The 21,408-nt window shown below is 70.3% G+C and carries 17 protein-coding genes; 6 read left to right on the top strand and 11 right to left on the bottom strand.

What is annotated here, in order from left to right:
• Positions 1-193: 193 nt before the first annotated feature.
• The 9 genes from ACN28I_RS21600 to ACN28I_RS21560 form a co-directional block, all read right to left on the bottom strand.
• Positions 194-814: a glutathione S-transferase family protein gene (locus tag ACN28I_RS21600; protein WP_420943846.1), complete on the bottom strand. Its 621-nt coding sequence runs from the start codon at positions 812-814 to the stop codon at positions 194-196.
• Positions 815-844: 30 nt separating this feature from the next.
• On the bottom strand, positions 845-1,201 hold the full coding sequence (locus ACN28I_RS21595) for an iron chaperone (protein WP_420943845.1): 357 nt from the start codon (positions 1,199-1,201) through the stop codon (positions 845-847).
• 69 nt (positions 1,202-1,270) lie between these two features.
• Positions 1,271-2,809 (bottom strand): two-component system sensor histidine kinase NtrB, encoded by a 1,539-nt coding sequence (locus ACN28I_RS21590; protein ID WP_420943844.1) that lies wholly within the window; start codon positions 2,807-2,809, stop codon positions 1,271-1,273.
• Between the two features lie 96 nt (positions 2,810-2,905).
• Positions 2,906-5,509: a FrgA protein gene (locus ACN28I_RS21585; protein WP_420943843.1), complete on the bottom strand. Its 2,604-nt coding sequence runs from the start codon at positions 5,507-5,509 to the stop codon at positions 2,906-2,908.
• 192 nt (positions 5,510-5,701) lie between these two features.
• On the bottom strand, positions 5,702-6,817 hold the full coding sequence (locus ACN28I_RS21580; RefSeq protein ID WP_420943842.1) for an RDD family protein: 1,116 nt from the start codon (positions 6,815-6,817) through the stop codon (positions 5,702-5,704).
• Between the two features lie 325 nt (positions 6,818-7,142).
• The gene (locus ACN28I_RS21575) at positions 7,143-7,409 is read right to left on the bottom strand and encodes a hypothetical protein (RefSeq protein ID WP_420943841.1); all 267 of its coding nucleotides are present in this window, start codon (positions 7,407-7,409) and stop codon (positions 7,143-7,145) included.
• A gap of 125 nt (positions 7,410-7,534) precedes the next feature.
• Positions 7,535-8,269, bottom strand: a complete 735-nt coding sequence (locus tag ACN28I_RS21570) for a 16S rRNA (uracil(1498)-N(3))-methyltransferase (protein ID WP_420943840.1) — start codon at positions 8,267-8,269, stop codon at positions 7,535-7,537.
• A 51-nt stretch (positions 8,270-8,320) separates the two neighbouring features.
• Positions 8,321-9,562, bottom strand: coding sequence for an endonuclease/exonuclease/phosphatase family protein (locus ACN28I_RS21565; protein WP_420943839.1), 1,242 nt, complete (start codon positions 9,560-9,562; stop codon positions 8,321-8,323).
• A 22-nt stretch (positions 9,563-9,584) separates the two neighbouring features.
• Positions 9,585-9,890, bottom strand: coding sequence for a hypothetical protein (locus ACN28I_RS21560; RefSeq protein WP_420943838.1), 306 nt, complete (start codon positions 9,888-9,890; stop codon positions 9,585-9,587).
• A 226-nt stretch (positions 9,891-10,116) separates the two neighbouring features.
• Here ACN28I_RS21560 and ACN28I_RS21555 point away from each other — a divergent pair, with 226 nt between their 5' ends.
• Positions 10,117-11,436, top strand: coding sequence for an adenylate/guanylate cyclase domain-containing protein (locus ACN28I_RS21555; RefSeq protein WP_420943837.1), 1,320 nt, complete (start codon positions 10,117-10,119; stop codon positions 11,434-11,436).
• 5 nt (positions 11,437-11,441) lie between these two features.
• Here the strand turns inward: ACN28I_RS21555 and ACN28I_RS21550 are convergent, their stop codons facing one another.
• Positions 11,442-11,930 (bottom strand): DUF962 domain-containing protein, encoded by a 489-nt coding sequence (locus tag ACN28I_RS21550; RefSeq protein ID WP_420943836.1) that lies wholly within the window; start codon positions 11,928-11,930, stop codon positions 11,442-11,444.
• 32 nt (positions 11,931-11,962) lie between these two features.
• Positions 11,963-12,835 (bottom strand): 50S ribosomal protein L11 methyltransferase, encoded by an 873-nt coding sequence (gene prmA, locus ACN28I_RS21545; RefSeq protein WP_420943835.1) that lies wholly within the window; start codon positions 12,833-12,835, stop codon positions 11,963-11,965.
• Positions 12,836-13,096: 261 nt separating this feature from the next.
• On the opposite strand from prmA, the gene ACN28I_RS21540 reads away from it, so the two are divergent.
• From ACN28I_RS21540 to ACN28I_RS21520, 5 genes are read left to right on the top strand one after another with little or no spacing between them, the layout of a single operon-like run.
• Positions 13,097-13,879, top strand: a complete 783-nt coding sequence (locus ACN28I_RS21540; protein ID WP_420943834.1) for a pilus assembly FimT family protein — start codon at positions 13,097-13,099, stop codon at positions 13,877-13,879.
• A 5-nt stretch (positions 13,880-13,884) separates the two neighbouring features.
• Positions 13,885-14,451 carry a type IV pilus modification PilV family protein gene (locus tag ACN28I_RS21535; protein ID WP_420943833.1) on the top strand — a complete coding sequence of 189 codons (567 nt, stop codon included), beginning with the start codon at positions 13,885-13,887 and terminating at the stop codon, positions 14,449-14,451.
• On the top strand, positions 14,451-15,620 hold the full coding sequence (locus ACN28I_RS21530) for a prepilin-type N-terminal cleavage/methylation domain-containing protein (RefSeq protein WP_420943832.1): 1,170 nt from the start codon (positions 14,451-14,453) through the stop codon (positions 15,618-15,620). The genes ACN28I_RS21535 and ACN28I_RS21530 overlap by 1 nt, the downstream gene beginning before the upstream one ends.
• 11 nt (positions 15,621-15,631) lie before the next feature.
• On the top strand, positions 15,632-16,144 hold the full coding sequence (locus ACN28I_RS21525; RefSeq protein WP_420943831.1) for a hypothetical protein: 513 nt from the start codon (positions 15,632-15,634) through the stop codon (positions 16,142-16,144).
• 9 nt (positions 16,145-16,153) lie between these two features.
• Complete coding sequence (locus ACN28I_RS21520) at positions 16,154-21,391, top strand: hypothetical protein (protein ID WP_420943830.1); 5,238 nt, start codon at positions 16,154-16,156, stop codon at positions 21,389-21,391.
• Positions 21,392-21,408: the final 17 nt, after the last annotated feature.

Below are 21,408 nucleotides of genomic sequence, written 5' to 3'. Positions count from 1 at the left end.
TACAATGGGGGTATGTGCCGCACGCTTTGAGTCCTGGCTACCCATGCGGGAAGAGTAGGCACCGCGTGTCAGCGTGGAGGCAGAGTGTTCTCCCTGCCCGGTCGTGGAGCAGCCCGGCGGAAGCGGAGCCCGGGACGCGGGCAGGGGAGGGAGCGCAGCGACGGACGGCGTGTGTGTTCCCGCGCGAGCTTGCTCACGCCGCTGCCCGCTGACGGGCGCGCCGATAGGCGGGGCGGGCGTGCAACCGCTCGAGATAGGTGCCGAGGTTGGGAAAGGCTTGAAAGGATTCCACGGCGCCCGTGGGCCGCGCCGCCTCCAGCACGAAGCTCATCTGGATGTCGGCGGCGCTGAAGCTGTTGCCGACCAGGTAGTCCCGCTCGCCGAGCGCTCCCGAGATGTAGCCGAGGTGGTTCTTCACCTCGCTGGAGATGCGCGGCTCAAGCGGCGCGCCCGCCTCGCCCAGACGTCCCACGTACAGGCTGAGCAGGAGGGGCACCATGGCCGAGCCCTCGGCGTAGTGCAGCCAATGCACGTAGGTGTCGTACTCGGCCGAGTCCGGCGCGGGCGCGAGCCGCCCCTGGCCATGACGGCGCACGACGGAGTCGATGATGGCTCCGGACTCGGCGAGCACCCGTCCGTCGTCCTCGAGGACCGGGGACTTGCCGAGCGGATGGATGGCCTTGAGCTCGGGAGGTGCGTAGCCCGTCTTCGGGTCGCGCGGGTAGATGACGAGCTCGTAGTCGAGCCCCAATTCCTCCAGGAGCCAGAGGATGCGCTGCGAACGGGAGTTCACGAGGTGGTGCAGTTTGAGCATGGGGCCAGAATACGTGAGGCGAAGGTCGGCCTACGCCGCCTCGGCTTGCCGCTTCATGTGGGCGGCGATCCGCTCGATGAGGCCGTACGGAATCGGCTCGTTCAGCGGGAATTTGATCGTGTCCTTCGCATCGCGATAGGGCGCGAGCTCCTCCTCGATGGGAGCCTCGGAGCGGTAGATCGGGTAGAGGCCGATGTGGCGCTTCCACGCCGCGAAATACACGGCGTGCCGATCGTTGAGCATCAGCGCGGGCATCCCATACTTGATCTTCTCTTCCGCCGCGGGCAGCACCTTCCGCATCGACTTCCGGACCTTCTCGAGGATGACCTGGACGTCCTTGGGATGCGAGGCGATGTACTCGTCGATGGTCGAGAACTTGGGAGCCATGCCACTTCCTCCGGCAGCGAGAGCGGGACGGCATCATCCTACGAAGTCCTCGCTCCTCTCCGGGATTCGTCAGCCCGGCCAGGGCTCCGCTTCTCCCGGCACGGGCGCCCCGGCGGGTGCATCGGAGACCGGCAGGCGCAGGGTCACGGTGGTGCCTCGGCCCTCGTGGCTCGTCAGCACCACCTCTCCGCCGTGGGCCTCCACCACCCGCCGTACGAAGGCCAGCCCCAGTCCGCTCCCCGTGGCCTTGGTGGTGTAGAAGTCGTCGAAGGCCCGCTCGCGCGTGCGCGCGTTCATGCCCTCGCCCGTGTCCTCCACGCTGATCGCCACGCCCGTTCCGTCGAGCTTCGTCCGCAGCGTCAGGGTGCCCCCGCGCTGCATCGCCTCGAAGGCGTTGCGCACCAGGTTCTCCACCGCGTTGGCCAGCAAGTCCCAGTCCCCCGTGCAGCGCGGCAGGTCCACCGCCAGCTCGCGGTTGATCTCCACCTCGGGGCGCCCGGTGAAGGCCTGCAGGGACAGCACGCTCGCCGCCAACTGGTTCAGGTCCAGCGGCTGCCGCAGCGGCTCCACCCGGCCCAGGCGCTGATAGGTGCTCACCACCCGGTCCAGCCGCTCCACCTGCTCCAGCAGCAGGTCCAGGAACTCGCCCTTGTCGTTCCAGGACTGTCCCCGCGAGTGCTCCACCTTGAGGTACTGCGCGGCCCCCTTGAGCGCGGCGATGGGGTTCTTCAGGTCATGCGCCATCTGCGCGGAGAAGCGGCCCAGGGTGGCCATCTGCTCCAGCCGCTCGCGCTGCGCCACGAAGGCGATGACGCCCCGGCGCATGATGGCCAGCATGATCAGCGTGATGGCCGCCGTCCCCACCACCAGCGCGCCGTACTGCCCGGCGAAGAGCTGGAAGACCGCGAGGTAGGACAACACGCCCATCAGCGCCAGCAGCAGCGCGTACATCGCGTGGACGTTGGACAGCTCCTGGCCGAAGAGGCGCAGGCGCAGGGCCACCACCGCGATGGCCGGCAGGCCCAGCAGCGTGCCCAGGTTGCCCAGGCGCGGCACCTCCTGGCCCAGCACCGCCACCAGGTCCGTGCCCAGCAGTGTCACCAGCAGCGCCAGCCCCGTGAGCATCAGGCCCGCCCGGGTACGCTCGGTGGCGCGCACCTCGCGGCGCAGGTGCCGGGTGAGCAGGCCGAAGCCCCCGAGCAGCAGGGGCGTGGCGAAGGCCAGCACCGTCAGGACGAAGCCGCGCGAATTCACCACCCCGGCCACGCTCGCCGAGCCCAGGCCCGCCACCGCCGTGGCCGCCAGCACGCCGAAGACGCCGTACGCGGAGAACATCATCGCCGCCAGCCGGCGCCGCGCGCCCACGAAGGAGAGGATGAAGTGCAGCGCGGACGGAGCGCTCATCAGCGCCGCCGCCGTGGCGATGAAGCGCCAGCCCGGCCCTCCCGAGTGCGCCAGGGCGAAGTCGGCGAAGTTCCACGTGGACAGGGCGATGCACAGCACGGAGAGCGGCAGCGCCAGCACGCTGCGCCCCACGCGCACCAGGGCCAGTCCCGCCACGGCCAGCAGCCCCGCGCAGGCCCCGAGGCTGATCCACGCCTGGGTCATCTCATCTCCTCTCCGTCCACCGTGCCTTACAGCAGGGCCAGGCGGCGCGCCCGGGCGGGGTCCGCCATCGCGGCCTCCCACCGGCGCACGGCCGCTTCACGCTCCGCCTCGGGCGCATCGGCGTAGTAGCCCAGCGTGTCGTTGAGGCCCCGGCTGAGCTCCTCGATGGCGGCCAGGCGCACGTCCAGCTCCGGGTGGCGCAGCGAGCTCACGAGCCAGTCCGCACGGCGGCGGCTCCGGTTCTCCGCCCACCACGCCGTCCACGCGCGCTTGTCCAGGCCGAGCGTGGCGCGCGTCACCTCGCGCAGCGCCTCGGCGGCGGCCTGGGCGCACATCTCGTCGTCGCTGCCGGTGAGGTTGATGAGGCCTTCGATGGCCTCGCGGTCGTGCAGCGTGCCCAGGGCGCGCGCCGCCAGCGAGCGCCGCAGCGCGTCCCGGCTGGTCGAGCTCCTGGCGCAGCTCCCTGCGGGCGGCGTCCAGGCGCGGCAGGTGCTTGAGGGCGGCGGCGGCCACGCGCGCGGCGCTGGAGATGTCCGGCTCGTAGTCGAAGAGGCCGCGCAGCACGCCGTCCACCAGCTCCACGTACGGGAGGCTGCCCGCGGTGAGGAGCGCGAAGTAGCGCGTGTCCGCGTCGCTCGAGTCCAGCAGCGGCGCCAGTGCCTGGGCCGCGGGCCGGCCGAGCCGCGACATGGCACCGGGAATGGGGCCCAGCTCATCGGCCTCGGGCAGCTCCACCACGGGCAGGCGGCTCCACGCGGTGGGGCCGGGGAAGTGCGTGGCGAGCACCTTGGCGCTGGCCTCGGGCGAGCGCGCCAGCTCGGCCATGGCGCTCGCGCGCTGGTTGGCGTCCGGGCCGGTGAGGCGCTTGAGCAGCGGGCCGAAGTCCGGGGGCGGGCGCTCCTCCTGGGACATGACGAGCGGGGCCATGGAAGCGGCGCGGCCCAGCGCGTTGGCGGTGCGGTTGACGAAGGGGCTCCACCCCAGGCCCGCGGCCATGGCGGGCGCCGGGGCGCTCGGGGCCGTGGGGGCGCTGGTGTTGGGCGCGGCCTGCTCGTCCACGTCCACGTCGAAGTCCAGCGCGCGCAGCTCGCCCAGGCGCTGCTTGCGGAAGAGGATGAGCTCCTGGAAGGCCGCGGGCAGGTCCTGGCAGAACAGGATGAAGTCGGACAGGCGGCGCTGGCTGATGGGCTTCTGGCCGCAGTCACCGTAGAGGACGGCCACGAGTCGGCCGCGCACTTCCACGGGGTAGAGGAAGAGGGTGCGGGGCGGCTGGCGGCCGAACAGCTCCAGGTAGTGCTTCGTCAGGCTGTCCGGCGGCATGGGGCCCGCGTAGCTGCCGCGGGTGATGGCCACGGTGCGGAAGACGCTGGCGGCGTCGAGCGGGATGGACACCAGGGAGAGCTGCTCGCTGGCCAGCCCGTCACCCCGCGCGTCCCAGCCGGCGGCGGCGCCCCGCAGCACGGCGAAGGCGGCCACGTAGTCGAAGGTGCGGCGGCCGAAGCGCAGGGCGGTGTCGATGAGGCGGTCGCGGTCCCGCGTGGACTCCTTGAGGGCGGCGCGGGCCTGCGCGAGCGTCCACTCGGGCACGTCGTCGCGGGCGGACTGCGGCGCGGCGGGCACGGGAGCGCGCGGCTCGAGCTGCGGGCGCGGCAGGGGCCCTCCCGCGGAAGCGACGGGCTGCGGCGCGGGGGCGGGAGCGGCGGGCTGCGCCTGGGGCGGAGGCTGCTGCACCGGGGGACGCGCGGCGGCCGGGGCGGCGGGCGCGGGCTGGGCCTGCGGAGGCGGAGCGGCGGGACGCGCGGCGGGCGCGGGCTGGGCCTGGGGAGGCGGAGCCGCGGGACGCCCGGGCTCGGGCATGTTCAGGCGCAGCGGCTCACGGAGGGCGGCCGGAGGCGTCGCGGCGGGGGCCGCCGGGCGCGGAGGCTGCGTGGGGGCGGGGCCGGCGGCCGGAGCCGGAGGCGCGCTGTTGGCGCGCGGGGGCTGCTGCTGCGGCGGGGGCTTGGGCGCGGGCTGGGGTTGCGGCTCGGGCTGGGCGATCGGGAAGGGCTCGGCGGCCACGGAGCGCGCCAGACGCTCCACCATCTCCAACGTGAGGGCCGCATCGTCCGCGGGCTTCGGGGGCGGAGCGGGGGCGGGCGCGGGCTTCGCGGCTGGAGCCGGTGCGGGCTGCACGGGAGCCGCGGCCGGCTGCACGGGCTGGGGTGCCGCGGGAGCCGCCGCGCCCATGCGCTCGGGATCGAGCGAGGCGAGCAGGGCGCCGTAGCGCGGGGGCAGGGGCTGCCGGTAGATGACGGAGATCCACTCGCGGACGCGGACCTCGGTGGCCACCCACAGCTCGAGCGGCTTGCCGAGGAGGAAGCCCACCTCCTCCAGCTCCTTCTTGGGCACCGGGTAGCCGCAGGCCACGTGCAGGGTGCTGCCATCGAGCGACAGCGGCACCACGCACAGGCGATCGGCGATCTTCGGCGGGATGAAGGAGGCGACGTCCGCGTTGGGCTCGAAGTCGGCGAGGTTGACGGGACGCAGCCCGGAGGCCTCTCCGAGCGCGTGCAGCACCTGGGGCTCGGGGAGGAGCCGGCGCTCCATCAGGGCGGTGTCGATGGCGCCACCCTGCGCCGTCTGATGACGCAAGGCTTCCTCGGCCTTGTCCTGGGGAAGGAGGCCTTGCGCGATCAGGGTGTGGGCAAGATGGGAAGGCATGGGAGACGCGGGCATCTTAAAGCCACGGCGGGCAGGCACAACGAATCCTTCAAAAACCTGCCTGCTCTCCTGCTGGGAGCCTTGATTTCCCGCGGGAGGGGTCTCGCACGCCTGGTAGGGGGGCCAACGGCCTTCCCGTGACAGCCTCGCCGCCCCCGAGGAGCGGGGGAGCGGCGGATCACAGCTCGGGTGTTAGCTCGGCTGCACGACGTACGTGGAGGTCAGCTTGTCGTGGAGCGTCTGGCCGCGGCGGTCGAAGAGGGCCATCCAGAAGCCCGCCAGGAAGAGCCCGAAGGACAGGGTGGCCAGCATGGCGCGGACGATGGCGCGGCCCGGTGCCGGAGCGAGCCCGTGCGTGTCCACGAGCCTCAGTCCCAGCAGCCGCCGCCCCAGCGTGCGTCCATTCCAGAGGAAGGCGGACACGGCGCAGTAGACGAGCGAGAGCACCAGGAGGAGGGCGGCGCCGGGCAGCAGCACGGACTGGAGGGAGCGGATCTGGACGACGATGGCGTCGATCCCCGAGAGGTTCGTCTGGGGCGTCTGAACGCCGGCCACGGAGGAGGCGAGCATGAGGTAGAGCGCGGCCACTCCGGCGATGGCGCCGGTGTCGATGGAGAGGGCCAGCAACCGGCGCCAGAGCGAGGCCGGACGCGCGTGGATCTCCGTCTCCTTGGACGTCGTGCCCGTGAGCTTGGGGGCCGCCGGGGCGGCTACGGCCGGGGCGGCGGGCGGCGGGACCCGGGCGGCGACGGTCGCGGTCGCGGGAATGGTGGGCAGCTCGGACTCCTCGACATCGACCGGGAAGGACTCCTCTTCAATGGAGAGGTCCAGCGGAGCGGGAGCGGCCTTCGCGGGCGCGACGTTCGGAAGGCCCGCGGTGGCCTGCGGGCGGGGAGGCACCACGGGCAGCCCCGGAGCGGACGCCTGCTGGGGCGCCACGGCGTTCGGCACGCCGAAGGCCGGAGTGTTCGAGCGCGGAGCCGGGGCCGCGACGCCGGGCAGGTGGATGGCGGGAGGCTGAGGGGGCGCTGGCGGAGGAGGGCGGGGCGCGGCGGCCTGGGCCGGAGCCGGGGGCGCCGGAGCACGGGCCATGGGGGCCTGCGCGGGAGCCTGGGGCGCCGGAGGACGGGCCATGGCGGGCTGCGCGGGCGCCGGGGACATCGGCGCGGCGGGAACCTGGGGCCGGGGCGCGGGAGCCGCTGCCATCTGGGCGGCCGGGGCCTGCGCGCGCGGGGGCATGACGGGCAGCCCCGGAGCGCGAGGCGCGGCCGGAGCCGGGGCCTGCTGACGCGAGGCCACGGGAGTCATGCCGGGGGGCGTCGCGGCGCCGCGAGCGGTCATCCCGGGCGGTGCGGCGGCGGGACCAGGAGGCATCGCCGGCGCGTCACGGTCCGGGCGACGGCGGTCGATCTGGATGTCCTTATCCAGAAAATTCGGGACGGCCCGGGCCGCGGGCTGGGATGCGGCGGCGCAGCTGGGGCAGTCCCCTACAGGCGGCAGCGGAGCTCCGCACTTCAGGCACTTGGACAACGGTTCCTCCCGGATGAAGAAGGCTGTAGCACCATGAAACGCCTTCCTCGTGCCGGGAGCAAGAAAACCGCCGGAAGCCGGGGTTCCCCGCCTGGAGACCGTCTCAGGCGAAGCGTTTGTTCCGGGTGACGATCATCACCCCGAGCGAAACCAACGCCGAGACGATGAGGGCCATCGCGATGCCCAGGGGATGGACGCGCTCGGTGACCCCGACGGGGGCCAGCATGGAGCTGAAGACGCCGCCGAGGAGACCGCCAATCCCTCCGAGGAGCAGGCTGCCCCAGAAGCCCACCAGGCGCGTTGGCGGCAAGATGACCCGCGCGAGAAGGCCCACGAGCATTCCGACGAGCGCATAGGCGTAGATGGCCATGGGTGCCACTCCCTGTCTGGCGCCTCGGCATGAGGCCGCCGTTGCCGAGCAAACATAGGAATGGCGTGACGGGGTGGGCATCCGCGAGGCGGCGGGGGCCCGGCCTCCCGGCACCTGGCCGAGCTCTACCCGAGCTCCCCGTCCAGGAAGCCCATGACGGCGAGCGCGGCGAGGGCGGCCGTCTCGGTGCGGAGGATGCGGCGGCCGAGCGTGACGGGGCGGGCGCCCAGGGCCCGGAGCGCGGAGACCTCCTCGCGGGCCAGGCCGCCCTCGGGGCCCACCACCAGGGCGACGGGAGCGCCGGGCGCGCAGGAGCGGAAGGCCTCGCTCAGCGGCACGGCGGACTCCTCCTCGTCGAGCACGAACAGGGTGGTGCCGGGGGCGAGCGAGCGCGCCGCGTCCACGAGGGGGCGCGGGGGGTGGACGAGGGGCACGTCATTGCGGCGGCACTGGCGGGCGGCCTCCTCGACGATCTTCGTCCAGCGCGTGGTGCGCTCCTCGGCGCGCTTGGGCTCGAGCTTCACCACGCTGCGGGCGGTGGCCACGGGGTGGAAGGCGGTGGCGCCCAACTCGGTGCCCTTTTGCAGCACCCACTCCAGCTTGTCGCCCTTGGGGAGCCCCTGGAGGATGTGGAGCGGCCGGGAAGGCGGGGTGTGCCGGGCCTCGCCGAGCACCAGACGCACCTGCTCCGCGTCCAGCGAGGCCACGCGCGCCTCGAAAGCGCGGCCCGCGCCGTCGAAGACCTCGAGCGGGGAGCCCTCGGCGAGCCGCAGGACGTGGACGAGGTAATGGCGCCGCTCGCCCGAGAGCGTCACCTCGGGGGGAGCGGGCTCGGGGAGCGGGACGAAGAGTCGGACCACGGGTGGGCTGTCCTCCGGGGGGTGGGGGGACCCCCTTCTACCAGGGCCGGCTCAGTGGCGGAGGCCGCGGAGCTGGAAGTCGGCGACGGAGGGCAGGTGGTCGGACGCGTTGGTGGAGTGGTCCACCTCGAGCAGCAGGGGCTCGAGCTGGCGGGAGGCGAAGAAGGTGTCGAAGCGCTTGCCGGTGGCGGGCACCACGCCGGTGCCGTCGGGCAGGGAGTTGAGGGTGGACATGTCGGCCACGTCCTGGAGGCGCAGCCACGGCTCCGAGTGCTTCGGGAAGGCGCCGGCGACGAGCATCTCGCGGGCCTCGTCCGGCTTGATGAAGGAGCCGTCCGGCATGCGCACGCGCAGCTCGCGGGCGCGGCGCAGCGGGTCCGGCAACTCGTGCTCGAGGGCGTGGAGGGCGCGGCGCACGCGCACGTCGCCGATGTTGCCCACGCCCCAGTCGCCCACGCTGGGGTGCACGTCGCCGTAGCGCGACTCATAGTCCTTCACCGTCTCGGTGGGCTCGTGCTTGCGGATGGGGCCGGGCAGCAGGGAGTAGTGGTGCTTGACGTTGATGTTGGCGTTGAAGTCGCCCAGGGCGATGGAGGGCACGCCGTCGCGGGCGTGCAGGGTGGCCTGGAGCTGCCAGAGCTGGCCGGCGTTGATGCCGCTGTCGCCCAGCGAGTGGTGCACGTTGTAGAGGGCCACGGGGCCGCCGGGCACGTCGATGAGCGCGAAGAGCGCGCCCCGGTCCTCGTCCAGCTCGCCCACGAAGCCCTGGCGGGCGATGGCGGCGGCGCGGGCCTCCTCGGGGAATGCATAGGTGTAGTGCGTGGCCTCGAGGAGGGGGTAGCGGCTGAGGATGGCCTTGCCGTTGATGACGGGCCCGGCCACGTCGCGGCCCTGGTAGACGAGGTGGAAGCCGTAGTCGCGCGCGAGCTCGATGGCGGTGGGCTGGCTGGCCTCCTGGAGCGCGATGATGTCCGGCATCCGGCCGAGCTCCTCCAGCGAGGCGAAGTAGCTCTCGAGCAGCGCACGGCGCTCGCCGCCCAGGAGGATGTTGTACGTCATCACGCGGAGCGCGTGGTCACGGGGCGGGCGCGGCTGGGGGTGGTGCACCAGCAGCGTGGTTCCATTCCCGAGCCGGCGAGGGCCATCGGCCACCGGCAGCGACTCGAAGCCCTGGAAGACCTGGGTGGGCTCCTGGTGCGGCAGGTGCTGGGGCGGTGCGGCGGGGACTCCGTCGATGACACTCCTCCCGAAGGGGAGGCGGTCCAGTAATCGCGAGAGGGCCTGTCCTGGCATGAGTCCTCTATTTGTTGGCGCCCTACCCACCCTGCACGGGCTCACCGGAGGCTTCGTTGCTCACCGGGCCGGCGTCCTCGGTGCCGCCTGCCCCCTCGGCGGACAGGCCGGGGGGCTTATTGGTGGGGTCGGCCCCGTAGCCGGCCTTGCGGCCCGTGACGGTGTCGTCATCCGCGTTGCCCGGGAAGAGTCCCTCGCGCTGGTCCGCGAAGCCGCGCCGCTCGTCGGGGACGCCGCGTCCGGATGGGTCGGTGGGGGGACTCGATTGGGTGACGGCGTCCGTGTAGCCCGCGCCGGGTGTCGTGGTCTTGCTGAACTTGCCTGCCATGGTGGGCTCCTGAGGGTGTGCCTTCCCTCAATCTCGGGCGGGCGGTGGCACCCGCCAACCCATCCAGCGGTCCTCGGGGGAGGGGTGGCGGGGGAGCGGGCCCTTGGGAGCGAGGCAAGGAGGCGGCACACCTGCGATGCGCAGCGCGGCATGTCCTCTCCGCGGTGACGGGCGGCTTGCGCACGGTGGGGCGGCTGCGGTTCTCATGGGGGGCGAGGAGACCTCCATGGCGCGCCGCGTGAGCAGTGACAGTACGGTGGCCCGGTTCGAGGTGGCGCGGGCCAACCAGGAGCGGGTGTTCGCCGAGAGCGCGCTGCGAGGAGAGCGCGTGGTGTCGCGGGTGCGCCTCGCGCTGTTGGTGTTGGTGATTCTGAGCCAGGCCGTCCTCGCGCGGATGTCGGGCGAGCTGATTCCGAGGGATCCGCCGAGGATGGCGGCGGTGCTGGGCTATCTGGTCTTCGCGCTCACCATCGCGCTGGCGCTGCACGTGCAGAAGAAGCCGAACCCGCGCAGGGCGAGGTGGATGCCGGTGTTCGCCACGGTGCTGGACTGTGGCTTCTTCGGGTTCGCGGCGTGGCGGGCGGTCTCCATGACGGGGGTCTTCAACCCGCAGATGCTGGCGGCGAGCCTGGCGGTGGTGCTCGCCTTCTCGGTGGCGCGCTACAGCTGGCTGCACGTGGTGCTGTCCACGGGGATGTCCTCGGCGACGTTCGCGCTGGTGTGCTGGGGGCTGGGGGAGTTCTCCGTCTCGAAGGTGAGCTTCGTGCTGGGCTGCTACCTCGCGCTGGGGATGCTCATCGGGTGGGCGAACACGGCGGTGAGCAGCATGTTCCTGGGGCTGAGGAGGCGCGACAACCTCTCGCGATTCCTGCCGCGGCAGGTGGTGGAGCGGGTGCTGCAGACGGGGGACGGGACGTTGGAGCCGGTGCAGCGGGAGGTGACGATCCTCTTCAGCGACATCCGGGACTTCACGGCGCTGAGCGAGTCACTGCCGCCCCGGGCGGTGCTGGGGCTGCTGGACGACTACTTCGGGCACATGGGGCAGATCGTCATGGGGCACGGGGGCATCGTGAACAAGTTCCTGGGGGACGGGATGCTGGCGTGCTGGGGCGTGCCGGACGGGGACGCGAATCACGCGGTGCACGCGATGCAGGCGGCGCTCGACATGCGCAGGAAGCTGGAGGAGCTCAACGCGTGGAGGGAGCAGCGGGGAGAGCCGGCGCTGCGCATCGGCATCGGGCTGCACACGGGGGTGGTGGCGGCGGGGATGCTGGGAGGCGCGGAGCAGCACGAGTACACGGTGATTGGGGACGCGGTGAATCTGGCCTCGCGGGTGGAGGGCCTGACGAAGGCGTTGGGGGTGGACATCCTGGTGAGCGAGAGCACCTGGAGGGCGGGGGAGGGCCGTTTCCAGGGGGAGCGGATGTCCGAGGAGCGGGTGAAGGGGAGGAAGGAGTCGGTGGTGGTCTACTCCCTGAAGGGCCGGGCGCCGCCGGACAAGACGGAGCCCGTCCCCGGGATGCCGAGAACCGCCGACTCCCGCTGAGCGGACTACCGGGCCGTCTGCGGAGCCGTCTGCGCCTGGGGAGCGATCTTGTAATCCCCGGTCAGCAGGGCGACGAAGAACAGCGGCCCCACGAGGGCGTGGACGAGGTTGGTGAGGAAGGAAGGAGACTTCTTCTCCCAGACGGCGTGGCCGGCGAGCTGGACGAGCCAGCCGACGACGGCGATGGCGATGACGGCCTCGCGAGGCAGCAGGCGGCCCAGCGGGATGCACAGGGCGGCGGCGACGGAGACGATGAGTCCCAGCCTGGCATCGGCGCGCAGGAACCAGATGGAGGCCAGGGCCCAGGCCACGTAGGCGAGGGTGAGCGAGCCACCGGGCAGCGCGGGGACGGACACCAGCCGCACCCAGTCCAGCATGGCGACGATGTGCAGGACGATGAGGGGGATGGCGAGCTTGTGGGTGAGGCGGTTGGTGGGGTGCTGGTGGGCGGAGATGTACTCGTCGAACAGCGCCTGGGTCTGTGGCTTCAGCATGGGGAGACTCTAACCCTCCGTCGGACCGGATGTTACTTCGCGCGGTGGAAGTCCAGCCGCACCCACTCGCCCTGTTGGGCACCGGGCTCCGGCACCAGGCCGAGGTTCACGTACGCCGCCTCCACCTCCGCCTTCTGGTGCGCGAGCACTCCGGCCATCAGCAGCTTGTCCTTCACCTTGGGGGCGATGAGCGGCGCCAGCTCGATGAGCGTGTTGGCGAGGATGTTGGCCACCACCAGGTCGAAGGTGCCCTCCACCGCCGTCAGCTCCTTGCCCGACAGCTCCACGTCCGGCGTGCCGTTGTCCACGGCGTTCTCCCGCGACAGCTCCACCGACACCGGATCGTTGTCCGTGCCCACCACCCGCCCCGCGCCCAGCTTCTTCGCGGCGATCGCCAGCACGCCCGTACCTGTCCCCACATCCAGCACACTCGCCCCCGGATGGGTGCTCATGTAGTCATCCACCGCACCCAGACACAGGGAGGTGGTGGGGTGGTCGCCGGTGCCGAAGGCCATCTTCGGCTCGATGACGAGGCGCACCTTGTCGGCCGGGGCGTTCTGCGCCTCCCAGGGGGGGCCCACCCAGAGCCGGCCCACCTGCACGGACTTGATGTGGGCCTTCCAGGCATTGCTCCAGTCCTGCTGCTGCTCCTCGGCCAGCGCCAGGCGCGCCGAGGGGTAGGCCTCGTGCATCTCCGCACGGGCCTGCTCGGCCGTGTCCGCGTCGTCGAAGTAGGCCACGAGGATGTGCTCGCCCGCCGCGGGCACCCGCACTCCCGGCATGGTGGGACCCTCCCGGTCCCTCACTTCCAGTCCCATGGCCCCCAGCTCGTGCAGCAGCTCCTGGGCGGCCTCCGACTCCGTTTCCGGCAGATCCACCGTGAGTGTCTGATACGTCCCCGTCATGTGGCCCTTCTCGCGTCTGGCGTTGCTTTCCCGAAGATGCCGGGATGCCTGCAGCGGGGAAAGAAATTTCCGAGGCAGCATGTCTGCTCCGCTGCTCGTTCCGTAGGGGAGCGGAGGATGCGATGATCCCTCGTCGGAATTTGCGGTAAGCTGGTTCACCAAGGACCATGTAGTAGCCCTCGAAGCTCAGCTTTCTTTTTTGCGCCCGGTGTCCGGATGGTGTGTGGCTCTGCTCGGGGGCGCCGGATGATGGACTCCCTTATGAAGCGAACCCGCCGCAATACCGGTTTCTCCCTCATCGAGATGGCGACCGTCACGGGAATCGTCGCCATTCTCGCCGCGCTCGCGTACGCCGCGTTGGAGGTGCTGCCGCAGCGCACGCGGCTGACAGGTGGCGCGCTCGAGTTCGCCGCGGTCATCTCCAGTGCCCGCTCGCACGCGTATGGCCGCAACCAGCGCGTGGCGGTGATCATCAACGCGGATGGGCCCACCATGGGCAATCCCATCCGCTACTGGGTGGTGGTGGACCCCTGGTCCAACCTGGCCGCGACGATGAGGTCCAATCCCGACTGGCGCACGCTGACGGAGCTGGTGCCCGGTACTCCCGCGCCTCCGGGGGCGGAGTTCCCGCTGTTCGACTCGGGGAACTTCAATCCCTCCGTGCGGGTGCTGGAGGGCGGCTTCATCGAGGCCGTGGGCCGTGTGGCGCACAAGGGCTGCACCTCGCTGTTGGCCAACCGCATCGGCCTCGCCAAGGGCCAGCCGTCGGTGCGTCCCGACATCTTCCCGCCGCCCTTCTGCTTCGTTCCCAGCGAGAAGCCTTGCACCTTCTGCTCCGGGGACGGAACGACGAAGCCGTTGCGCGGCGTCATCTTCTTCGAGCCGGACGGTGCCGTGACGTTCGCCGATGCCGAGGGCAATCCGTCTCGGGACGGCGCGGCCTCCATCTCCTTCCTCCCGGTGGGCGGCGGCGGTCTGCAGAGCGCGCAGGCCATCGTCATCACCAACACCGGTCTCGTCCGGACCTTCTCGGCTACGAGGTGATTGCCATGCTGCGACGCGCTTCCTTCCGCTCACGCCACGGCTTCACGACGATCGAATCCCTCATCGCCGCGGTCGTGTTCCTGGTGGGCCTCGCCGGGCTGCTCGGCGCGCTCGTCCAGGCGCGTGGCGCCACCGGCCAGGCCCGCAGGCTCATGCAGGCCACCGATGTCGCCAACGACCTGGCCGAGCAGATCCAACTCTGGGACTTCAACGACTCGCGGCTGGCCGCCAACGACGCCTTGTGCGCGGAGGATCCGCTGGACAAGGACGACAAGCTGCTCACGCCGGGCACCGGTGACTACAACGCCTACGTGGCGTGCATGCACGGTGAGCTGATGCTGCGCCTGGGGGGTGCCTCGTTCGGCGGCCTGCAGCGGGCCGCCTTCAAGGACGAGGACAAGGTCGAGGGCCGCAACGAGACGGTCTACCAGCGCTACTACATCGTCCGCACCGAGAACGTGCGCGAGGGCGTGCGGCGCATGCAGGTCTGGGTCAAGGTGCTCTACATGGATGCGGGGGAGCCGCGCGTCGTGACGACCCAGACGATGCGCATCCAGATGGGAGGCGTGTGATGCGGCGCCAGCGTGGATTTACCCTGATCGAGCTGATGGTGGGCTCGGCCGTGACGTTCCTCACGGTGCTCGCCGTCTCCGCGGCCTTCCTCGGCTACACCCAGTCCTTCTACACGCAGGCGGGCATCCGGGGCGGCCAGGCCTCGTTGCGGCAGACGCACATGATGGTGGTGCGCAACCTGCGCATGGCCGGCTACGGCATGGAGCCGCCGCTCGCCTTCGACTTCCCGGATGGCTGGTCGCGCGACTCGCTCGGCGCCGTCAACCGCTCGGACCGGCTCGTCTTCCGGATGCGCAACCCGGCGTTCAACGCCTTCGCCACCTCGATGACGGCCACGACCATCACCCTGGCCAGTGGCCTGCCCGAGACGCTGCGCAGGGGGCAGATCGTCCAGGTGGTGTGCCCGGGCGCGCTCGGCTGGAGCTACGGCCAGCTCAGCGCGGATGCCCCCCGGGGCACCTCGAGCCTCGTGCTCGAGGCGGCCGACGGCAGGTTCCCCCGGCTCAACGACTTCTCCGCGAGCTGCTTCGGCTCCGGCTCCGGTGGACTGGGCGTGTACGTCTTCAAGATCGACGTCTACGACTACTCCATCCGCCTCATCGACGAGGATGCCAATCCCGGCACGCCGGACCGGCCCTACCTGTTCCGCCGTCATGGGCTGGCCGAGACGGACCCGGTCAACTCGTTTGGCGAGCCGGTGGCCGAGGACATCGAGGCGCTGCGCGTCTCCTTCTTGAGGGGGGATGGCTCCTTCTTCATCCCCACCCGGTACGACGACTCGCTCCACCCGGCGCCCGGCTACGACACGCCTCTCGACGACGCGCGGCGCAGCAACGACAACCCGGCCAACATCCGCGCCGTGGTGGTGGGCCTGGTGGCGCGCAGCACCACCCGCGACTCGGGCGCCAGCCCCCGGGTGATGAACCAGATTCCCTCCTTCGGCAGCAAGCTGACCCCCTTGGGTGGCAAGCTCGTCCCGGTGGCGGAGGATCCCATCCCCAAGCCGCTGGACTACGGCTTCCGCCGCATCGTCTCCGAAATGTCGGTGCACGTGCGTAACATGCGCTCCTCGGAGATGCCCGTTCCCGTCTATACGCTGGATTCGACGACTCCGGACGCCTGCAAGGGCGCCCTTCCCAAGGATGACTTCAATTGCGCTGGAGGCTAGGAGGACTTGCCATGAAGAAACGCCTCGGCAGACGCGGTTCCGTGCTGTTGCTGGTGGTGGTGTTGCTGGCGGTCATCAGTCTGCTGGCCGCCGCCGCCGTTTCCTTCTCTCACAGTGAGCTGGGCGCGGCCCGCAACGAGCGCAGCGGCGATGAGCTGCTCGCGTGCGCGGACGCGGGCCGTCAGTACATGCTCTCGCGCTTCAGCCTCCTGGATGGCGCGCCCGTGGATCTCTCCGCCGTCAACGTGGACCTCAACGCGGCCGGTGCCGCGGACTGCCCCGACGCCGGCAACGTCCCCGAGGATTCCCGATGTGCGCGTAGCGGCCACATCGGCCAGATGTCAGTCGCGGGTGTCACGGCCGTCGAAGGCAGGGCGGGCGGAGACCGGCGGGCACTGAGAGATCTGTCCAATACTGTCGGAAAAACCACCTTGGGTGGCGTTCCGCATAAGATTACGGTCCACTGTGTGGACGAAAACGGTCGTGGGACCGAAGTGGAATTCGTCGTGCGATTCGGTCTCTAGGAGCCTTTCATGATGCGCATCGACTTCGACACCATGCGACGTACCCTGCGGAAGCCCTTGTTCCGCGGGGTCGGCGTGGCTGCGGGAGTAGTGGTTGCGGGGGCCGTGGGACTGTTGGCCCGGGACAGCCGTTCGGGAGAGGTGGACGTGCCCGCCAAGGCCGCGTGCTGTACGAGCGCGCTGGCCATCGGCGACGCGATGATCAACCCCTCGCAGGGAGGCGACAAGGACTTCTTCGAAGTCCCCTCCAGCCCTCCGAGCGCCATGTTCCTGCTGGGCAACAACGAGTCCATGCAGGACTACCCCGTGTACCTGCCCGAGGTCTTCACACCGGGCTTCTACCCCACGCCCACGGCCGCCACCAAACCCGGTGACCTCGGCGGAGAGGGCTCGGCCGGTCTCGCCATCAACACGGGTTGTACGGACCCGGCGCTCGTGGCCGCGATGGATAGCTGGTTCGACAGGACCAGCCCGTTGCCGGAGAAGAACGGCTCCGTCGTCTACGACTCCGACGGTGACCTGAAGTCGCCGTTCTTCGATCCGAACCGCTTCTACTTCTCGCGCGGCCGCCGGCTCGCGTGGAACGTGAAGGAAGGTCCGTTCACCATCAACGGTAACGACTTCGAAGGCCCGCTGAACACCTACGGCGACGCGCTGACGGCCTGCTACGGCAGCGTGGGTTGGGACACGACGGACTACCCGTACGGGGCCGTCGACGCGCCCCTGATGACGGAGTGCCGGGCGTGTCTGGCGAGCAAGGGCTGGTGGCGTGGTCCCATCGTGACGGCCAAGGCCAGTCCGGGCCAGGCCGGCCCGAACAAGGAGCTGGATGAGCCGCCGCTCGTTCCCGAGGCGATGCGCAAGTGGGTCGTCAGCGGCCGTGTGCTCAACGTGCGTCCGCCCAAGTTCGTGGTGGCGCGCAAGGTGCTCAAGGACGTCATCAAGATGGCGCCCAACGTCCGCATGGGCGTGGCCACCTTCGGTGAGGACCACGGTTGGTTCGATCCCACGCTGATTCTCGAGCCGCTGCGCCCGAGCTGCGACGACTCCTTCCCGGAGATCAAGGAGACGGGCTCCACGGGCCTCAACCGCGGCCGGCTCACGGCGGCCGTGAACGAGGTGAACTTCCGCAACAACGAGCGCTCCATCGGTGAGGCGCTGTTCGGCCTGGGTGGCTACTTCTCCTCGCAGAAGGCGGATGGCAAGTGGGAGGGCTGGTTCAAGCAGCCGCTCAACCCCGGCTACTTCGGCTGGCCGGGCTGCTGCAACGGCGGCACCACGGATGACCCGTACACCGGCAAGCCGGGCGCCTTCTGGGCCGTGGACTCCGCGGAGTGGGTGAAGCCGCCCTATACGGATCCCATCACCGGCAAGTACCTGCCGGGCCAGCCCTGGGAGGATCCGACCCCGGGTGGCCGGCGTTCCGTGTGCTTCGGCTGCCAGGTCAGCTCCGTCATCGTGCTGACGGACGGCGCGCCCAAGTACGACAACTCGGTGCCCATCACGAAGATGATGCAGCTCCTGGTGGACAAGGGCGTGCGGCACGGCGCCAAGACGGGCCTGCTGGAGGGCACGCCGGTGCGCTTCGACGCGACCACCCCCGACACCAACCCGGACGTGGGCGGCATCAACTACTGCGACCAGTTCGTGAAGGTGGACCACCCGGATCCCACCCCGGACGAGTACTTCACCAAGGCGGACTGCGACTACACCTACTACAACTGGCCGGTCGGCCACGGTGTGGGCAACCGCAACTTCATGGATGACGTGTCCTTCTTCCTGGCCAACATGGACCTGCGCGACGACATGCCGGGCGTGCAGTCCATGCGCACGTACACCATCGGTTACGGTGACAACAGCGCCATGCTCCAGAGCATCGCGCGGGCCGGCAAGGGCAACTTCTACCAGGCCAACGATGCCGTGCAGCTGCGCACCGCCATCCTGGACGCGCTCGGCGACATCCGGCAGCTCTCCACCTCGTTCGCCGCCGCCAACATCTCCGGCGTGCAGGCCACGGGTGTGCAGTCCTCCGTGTTCGTGCCCCGCTTCATCCCCCGCCGCAACCGTCCGTACGAGGGCCACCTCTACCGCTTCTTCTACTACAGCGAGTTCGGCCAGGGCTGCGACGACTCCAGGGCGAAGACCACGGCCGGGGACCCGCTCGACCTCAACAAGGACAAGGACTGCGACGACACCTTCTTCCTCGACAGCGACGGCATCGGCTATCTCGCTGGAGGCGTTCCGGACGTGAAGACCTTTGGGCCCAACAACATCGTCCAGGAGAACACCGCGGGCGAGTGGGTCAAGGTGAACACGGCCACCCCCGTGGGGGATGGCAAGGTGGAGGGCGGCGTGAAGGCCAAGCCCTTCTGGAACCTGGGTGAGACGATCGGCAAGCGCTCGGCGATCGCGCGGTGCGATCCGACCAAGCCGCTCGGCGGCGCCGATGGCGACAGCGGCCGCTGCATCTTCACGCTCATCGACCGCAACAACAACGGCAAGTTCGACACGGAGGACAACCCGCCCGTCGAGTTCCACGAGTACAACATCGACGAGCTCCAGAAGTACCTGCTGGCGGGCGGCGACACCTTCTGCAGCACGCTCTACGCCAAGGCGGGCCTGGGGCCGTGGGACGGCACCGCCGCCCAGCAGAAGACGTGTGCGGAGACGCTCATCCGCTTCGTGCGCGGCGTGGACGTCTTCGACTACGACGGTGACTCCATCAAGAACGAGGAGCGGCCGTGCGCGGACAACAAGGCGGGAGACACGGCGTCCTGCAAGCTCGCGGACATCTTCCACTCCACGCCGGTGACGGTGGAGTCTCCGGGAGATCCGTTCCTCTGCTCGCTGGGCCTCAATTCCCAGTGCGTGTCCACGCTCTACGAGGACTTCTCCTCCTCGGTGTCCTCCGAGCCGCGGTGCGGGTCCGGCGGCAAGCCCTGCTACAAGCCCACGCCGCTGGCGGCGAGCACCAGGGGCATGAAGCATGGCGCCTATGGCGACTACATGAAGAGCATGGAAGCCCGTCCGCGCATCGCGCTGGTGGGCTCCAACGGCGGCATGATCCACGCCGTCCACGTGGGTGACGCGGTGGTTCCGGTTCCGGACCCGACCGACCCCGCGGCCAAGAAGAAGAGCTTCGGCACCACCTACACCCCGGGCACGGGCCAGGAGATCTGGGCCTTCATCCCGCCGGATCTGCTGCCCAAGCTGAGCCTGATGGTGGGCGCCAAGCACGAGTACTACGTGGATGGAACGCCCATGGTGCGTGACATCTGGGCGGACGGTGAGCTCAAGACGACCGCGGAGGATGGTTCCGCCAAGGACGGCACCAAGCAGGAGGGCGAGTTCCGCACCATCGCCGTCATCACCGAGCGCGGGGGTGGCCAGCGCTACACGGCGCTGGACATGACGGACCCGTACATGATGCTCAAGAGCCTCACGGCCCCGACGGCTCCGGACACGAAGCCGTTCCGGTGGATGTTCCCCAACGCGTGCGACCCGGAGTCGGCCAGCATGGGCCAGTCCTGGTCCAACTTCGCTCCCAAGCCGCCTCCCATCGGGCCGGTGCGCCTCGAGTCCTCCGCCAGTGGGGACTCCGCGCGTGGGTGGGAGGAGCGCTGGGTGGCCGTGCTCAACGGCGGTTACAGCTCGGACCTGACGCGCGGCCGCGGCGTCTACATGGTGGATGCGTGGACGGGCAAGATGCTGTGGTCCGTGGAGGCCCAGCCTGGCCACAAGGCGTCGGATCCCTACAACGACGTCATCAACCAGATGATGCCCGTGGCGGCCTCGCCGGCGCTGGTGGACATCGGCAAGGGCGAGAGCGTGGAGCGGGACCTGGACGGCTTCTTCGACACCATGGTCGTCGGCGACATGGGCGGCCAGGTGTGGACGTTCCGCTTCAAGGAGCCGGGCAAGCTGGACGCCAGCGGCATGGTGTCCAACTGGTACGGCGCCCGCTCGCTGGAGATGCAGCGTGAGGACGGGGCCACCTTCGGGGCGGCCAACGCCCATGAGAAGGCTCCCTTCTTCAACATCCCCTCCAACGTCCTGCAGCCGGAGACGGGCTGGCTGCGCAGCTTCATGGGCACCGGCGACAAGCAGCACCTGCGCACCACGGCGGGCTCGGACTGCGGTCCGGACGATCTGCTGGCGTGCATCCGGCTCAAGTGCAACGTGTCGGCCACGCTGGTCGCCGAGGTCAACGGCCAGAAGCGCACCACCACGCTCAAGTACGAGCTGGGTGTGCTGAAGGAGAACAAGGAGGAGTGGTTGAGCGGCCTGGGTGACGCGTGCTCCGGCTCGCGGATGGAGCTGACGAATCTCGCCATCAGCTGCCCCGCCGCGTCGTACGGCACCACCACGTACCCGGCGCCCTGGACCGGTGCGGAGAAGACGTTCAAGACGGAGTCCTTCGCCAAGAGCACCGGCACGAAGTGGACGGGCGATCACCTCAACCTCAACACGAGCGAGCACCCGGACCTGAAGCTGGGCGAGGAGGAGAAGAAGGCCGTGGCGAACAACCGCTACTTCGGCTTCCACGCGTACGGTGGCGCGATGCGCAAGTTCTCCACCAAGGACGGCGCGGTCGAGTTCGACAAGATGCGCGTGTCGGACAAGGCGAGCGGGTACGCCTGCCCCTTGGGAGTCACGTGCTCGCTGGTGGACGTGACGATTCCGGACGCGGCCTACGAGTACCTGGCGCCGGACGCCTCGGGCTACAAGCAGCGCTACATCCCGGCGGCGAAGATGGGTGGGCTCAAGCGCGGCGCTTCCGAGGGGCCGGGCTGGTTCATCCGCTACAACAACTCGCTGCTGGAGCGCACGGCGGCCGGCTCGACGGTGCTCGCGGGCGTCGTCTTCTGGCCCTCGTTCGCCCCGGTCGCGGGCAAGAGTGGCTCGGCCTGCTCGCTGTCCGGCTCGGGTGACATGTCCTACATGTGGCAGGCGGACGCCATCACCGGTCTGCCGGACATGGCCGAGGGCTTCCGGTCGGGTACCGGCTTCATCGACAGCAAGGGCCGTGGCACCACCGCTCCTCCGAGCGAGGGCTCGCCCATCATCTCGCTGTCGGCGACGGGCGGCATCCGCTTCGAAGTGGCGGTGACGAGCCCGGGCGATGCGCCCAAGACGGAGAAGCTGCGTGACCAGAAGAACGTCACCCCCGACATCTACTGGATGGAGGTGCCGCGCAACCTGCACGCGTGCCGTCACGAGAACGCCGAGGCCTGCGCCCAGCCGTAACGGGGGCCACCCGGTGA

Source organism: Archangium gephyra, from assembly GCF_049060025.1.
GTDB classification, from domain to species: Bacteria; Myxococcota; Myxococcia; order Myxococcales; family Myxococcaceae; genus Archangium; species Archangium gephyra_A.
Note: the sequence above shows the minus strand (reverse complement) of the source record. Positions and strands in the feature narration are given on the sequence as shown.

Coding starts and splice junctions, on each gene's coding strand:
- ACN28I_RS21600 (WP_420943846.1), bottom strand. CDS start 814: ATGCTCAAACTGCACCACCTCGTGAACTCCCGTTCGCAGCGCATCCTC.
- ACN28I_RS21595 (WP_420943845.1), bottom strand. CDS start 1,201: ATGGCTCCCAAGTTCTCGACCATCGACGAGTACATCGCCTCGCATCCC.
- ACN28I_RS21590 (WP_420943844.1), bottom strand. CDS start 2,809: ATGACCCAGGCGTGGATCAGCCTCGGGGCCTGCGCGGGGCTGCTGGCC.
- ACN28I_RS21585 (WP_420943843.1), bottom strand. CDS start 5,509: ATGCCTTCCCATCTTGCCCACACCCTGATCGCGCAAGGCCTCCTTCCC.
- ACN28I_RS21580 (WP_420943842.1), bottom strand. CDS start 6,817: ATGACTCCCGTGGCCTCGCGTCAGCAGGCCCCGGCTCCGGCCGCGCCT.
- ACN28I_RS21575 (WP_420943841.1), bottom strand. CDS start 7,409: ATGGCCATCTACGCCTATGCGCTCGTCGGAATGCTCGTGGGCCTTCTC.
- ACN28I_RS21565 (WP_420943839.1), bottom strand. CDS start 9,562: ATGCCAGGACAGGCCCTCTCGCGATTACTGGACCGCCTCCCCTTCGGG.
- ACN28I_RS21560 (WP_420943838.1), bottom strand. CDS start 9,890: ATGGCAGGCAAGTTCAGCAAGACCACGACACCCGGCGCGGGCTACACG.
- ACN28I_RS21555 (WP_420943837.1), top strand. CDS start 10,117: ATGGCGCGCCGCGTGAGCAGTGACAGTACGGTGGCCCGGTTCGAGGTG.
- ACN28I_RS21550 (WP_420943836.1), bottom strand. CDS start 11,930: ATGCTGAAGCCACAGACCCAGGCGCTGTTCGACGAGTACATCTCCGCC.
- prmA (WP_420943835.1), bottom strand. CDS start 12,835: ATGACGGGGACGTATCAGACACTCACGGTGGATCTGCCGGAAACGGAG.
- ACN28I_RS21540 (WP_420943834.1), top strand. CDS start 13,097: ATGAAGCGAACCCGCCGCAATACCGGTTTCTCCCTCATCGAGATGGCG.
- ACN28I_RS21535 (WP_420943833.1), top strand. CDS start 13,885: ATGCTGCGACGCGCTTCCTTCCGCTCACGCCACGGCTTCACGACGATC.
- ACN28I_RS21530 (WP_420943832.1), top strand. CDS start 14,451: ATGCGGCGCCAGCGTGGATTTACCCTGATCGAGCTGATGGTGGGCTCG.
- ACN28I_RS21525 (WP_420943831.1), top strand. CDS start 15,632: ATGAAGAAACGCCTCGGCAGACGCGGTTCCGTGCTGTTGCTGGTGGTG.
- ACN28I_RS21520 (WP_420943830.1), top strand. CDS start 16,154: ATGATGCGCATCGACTTCGACACCATGCGACGTACCCTGCGGAAGCCC.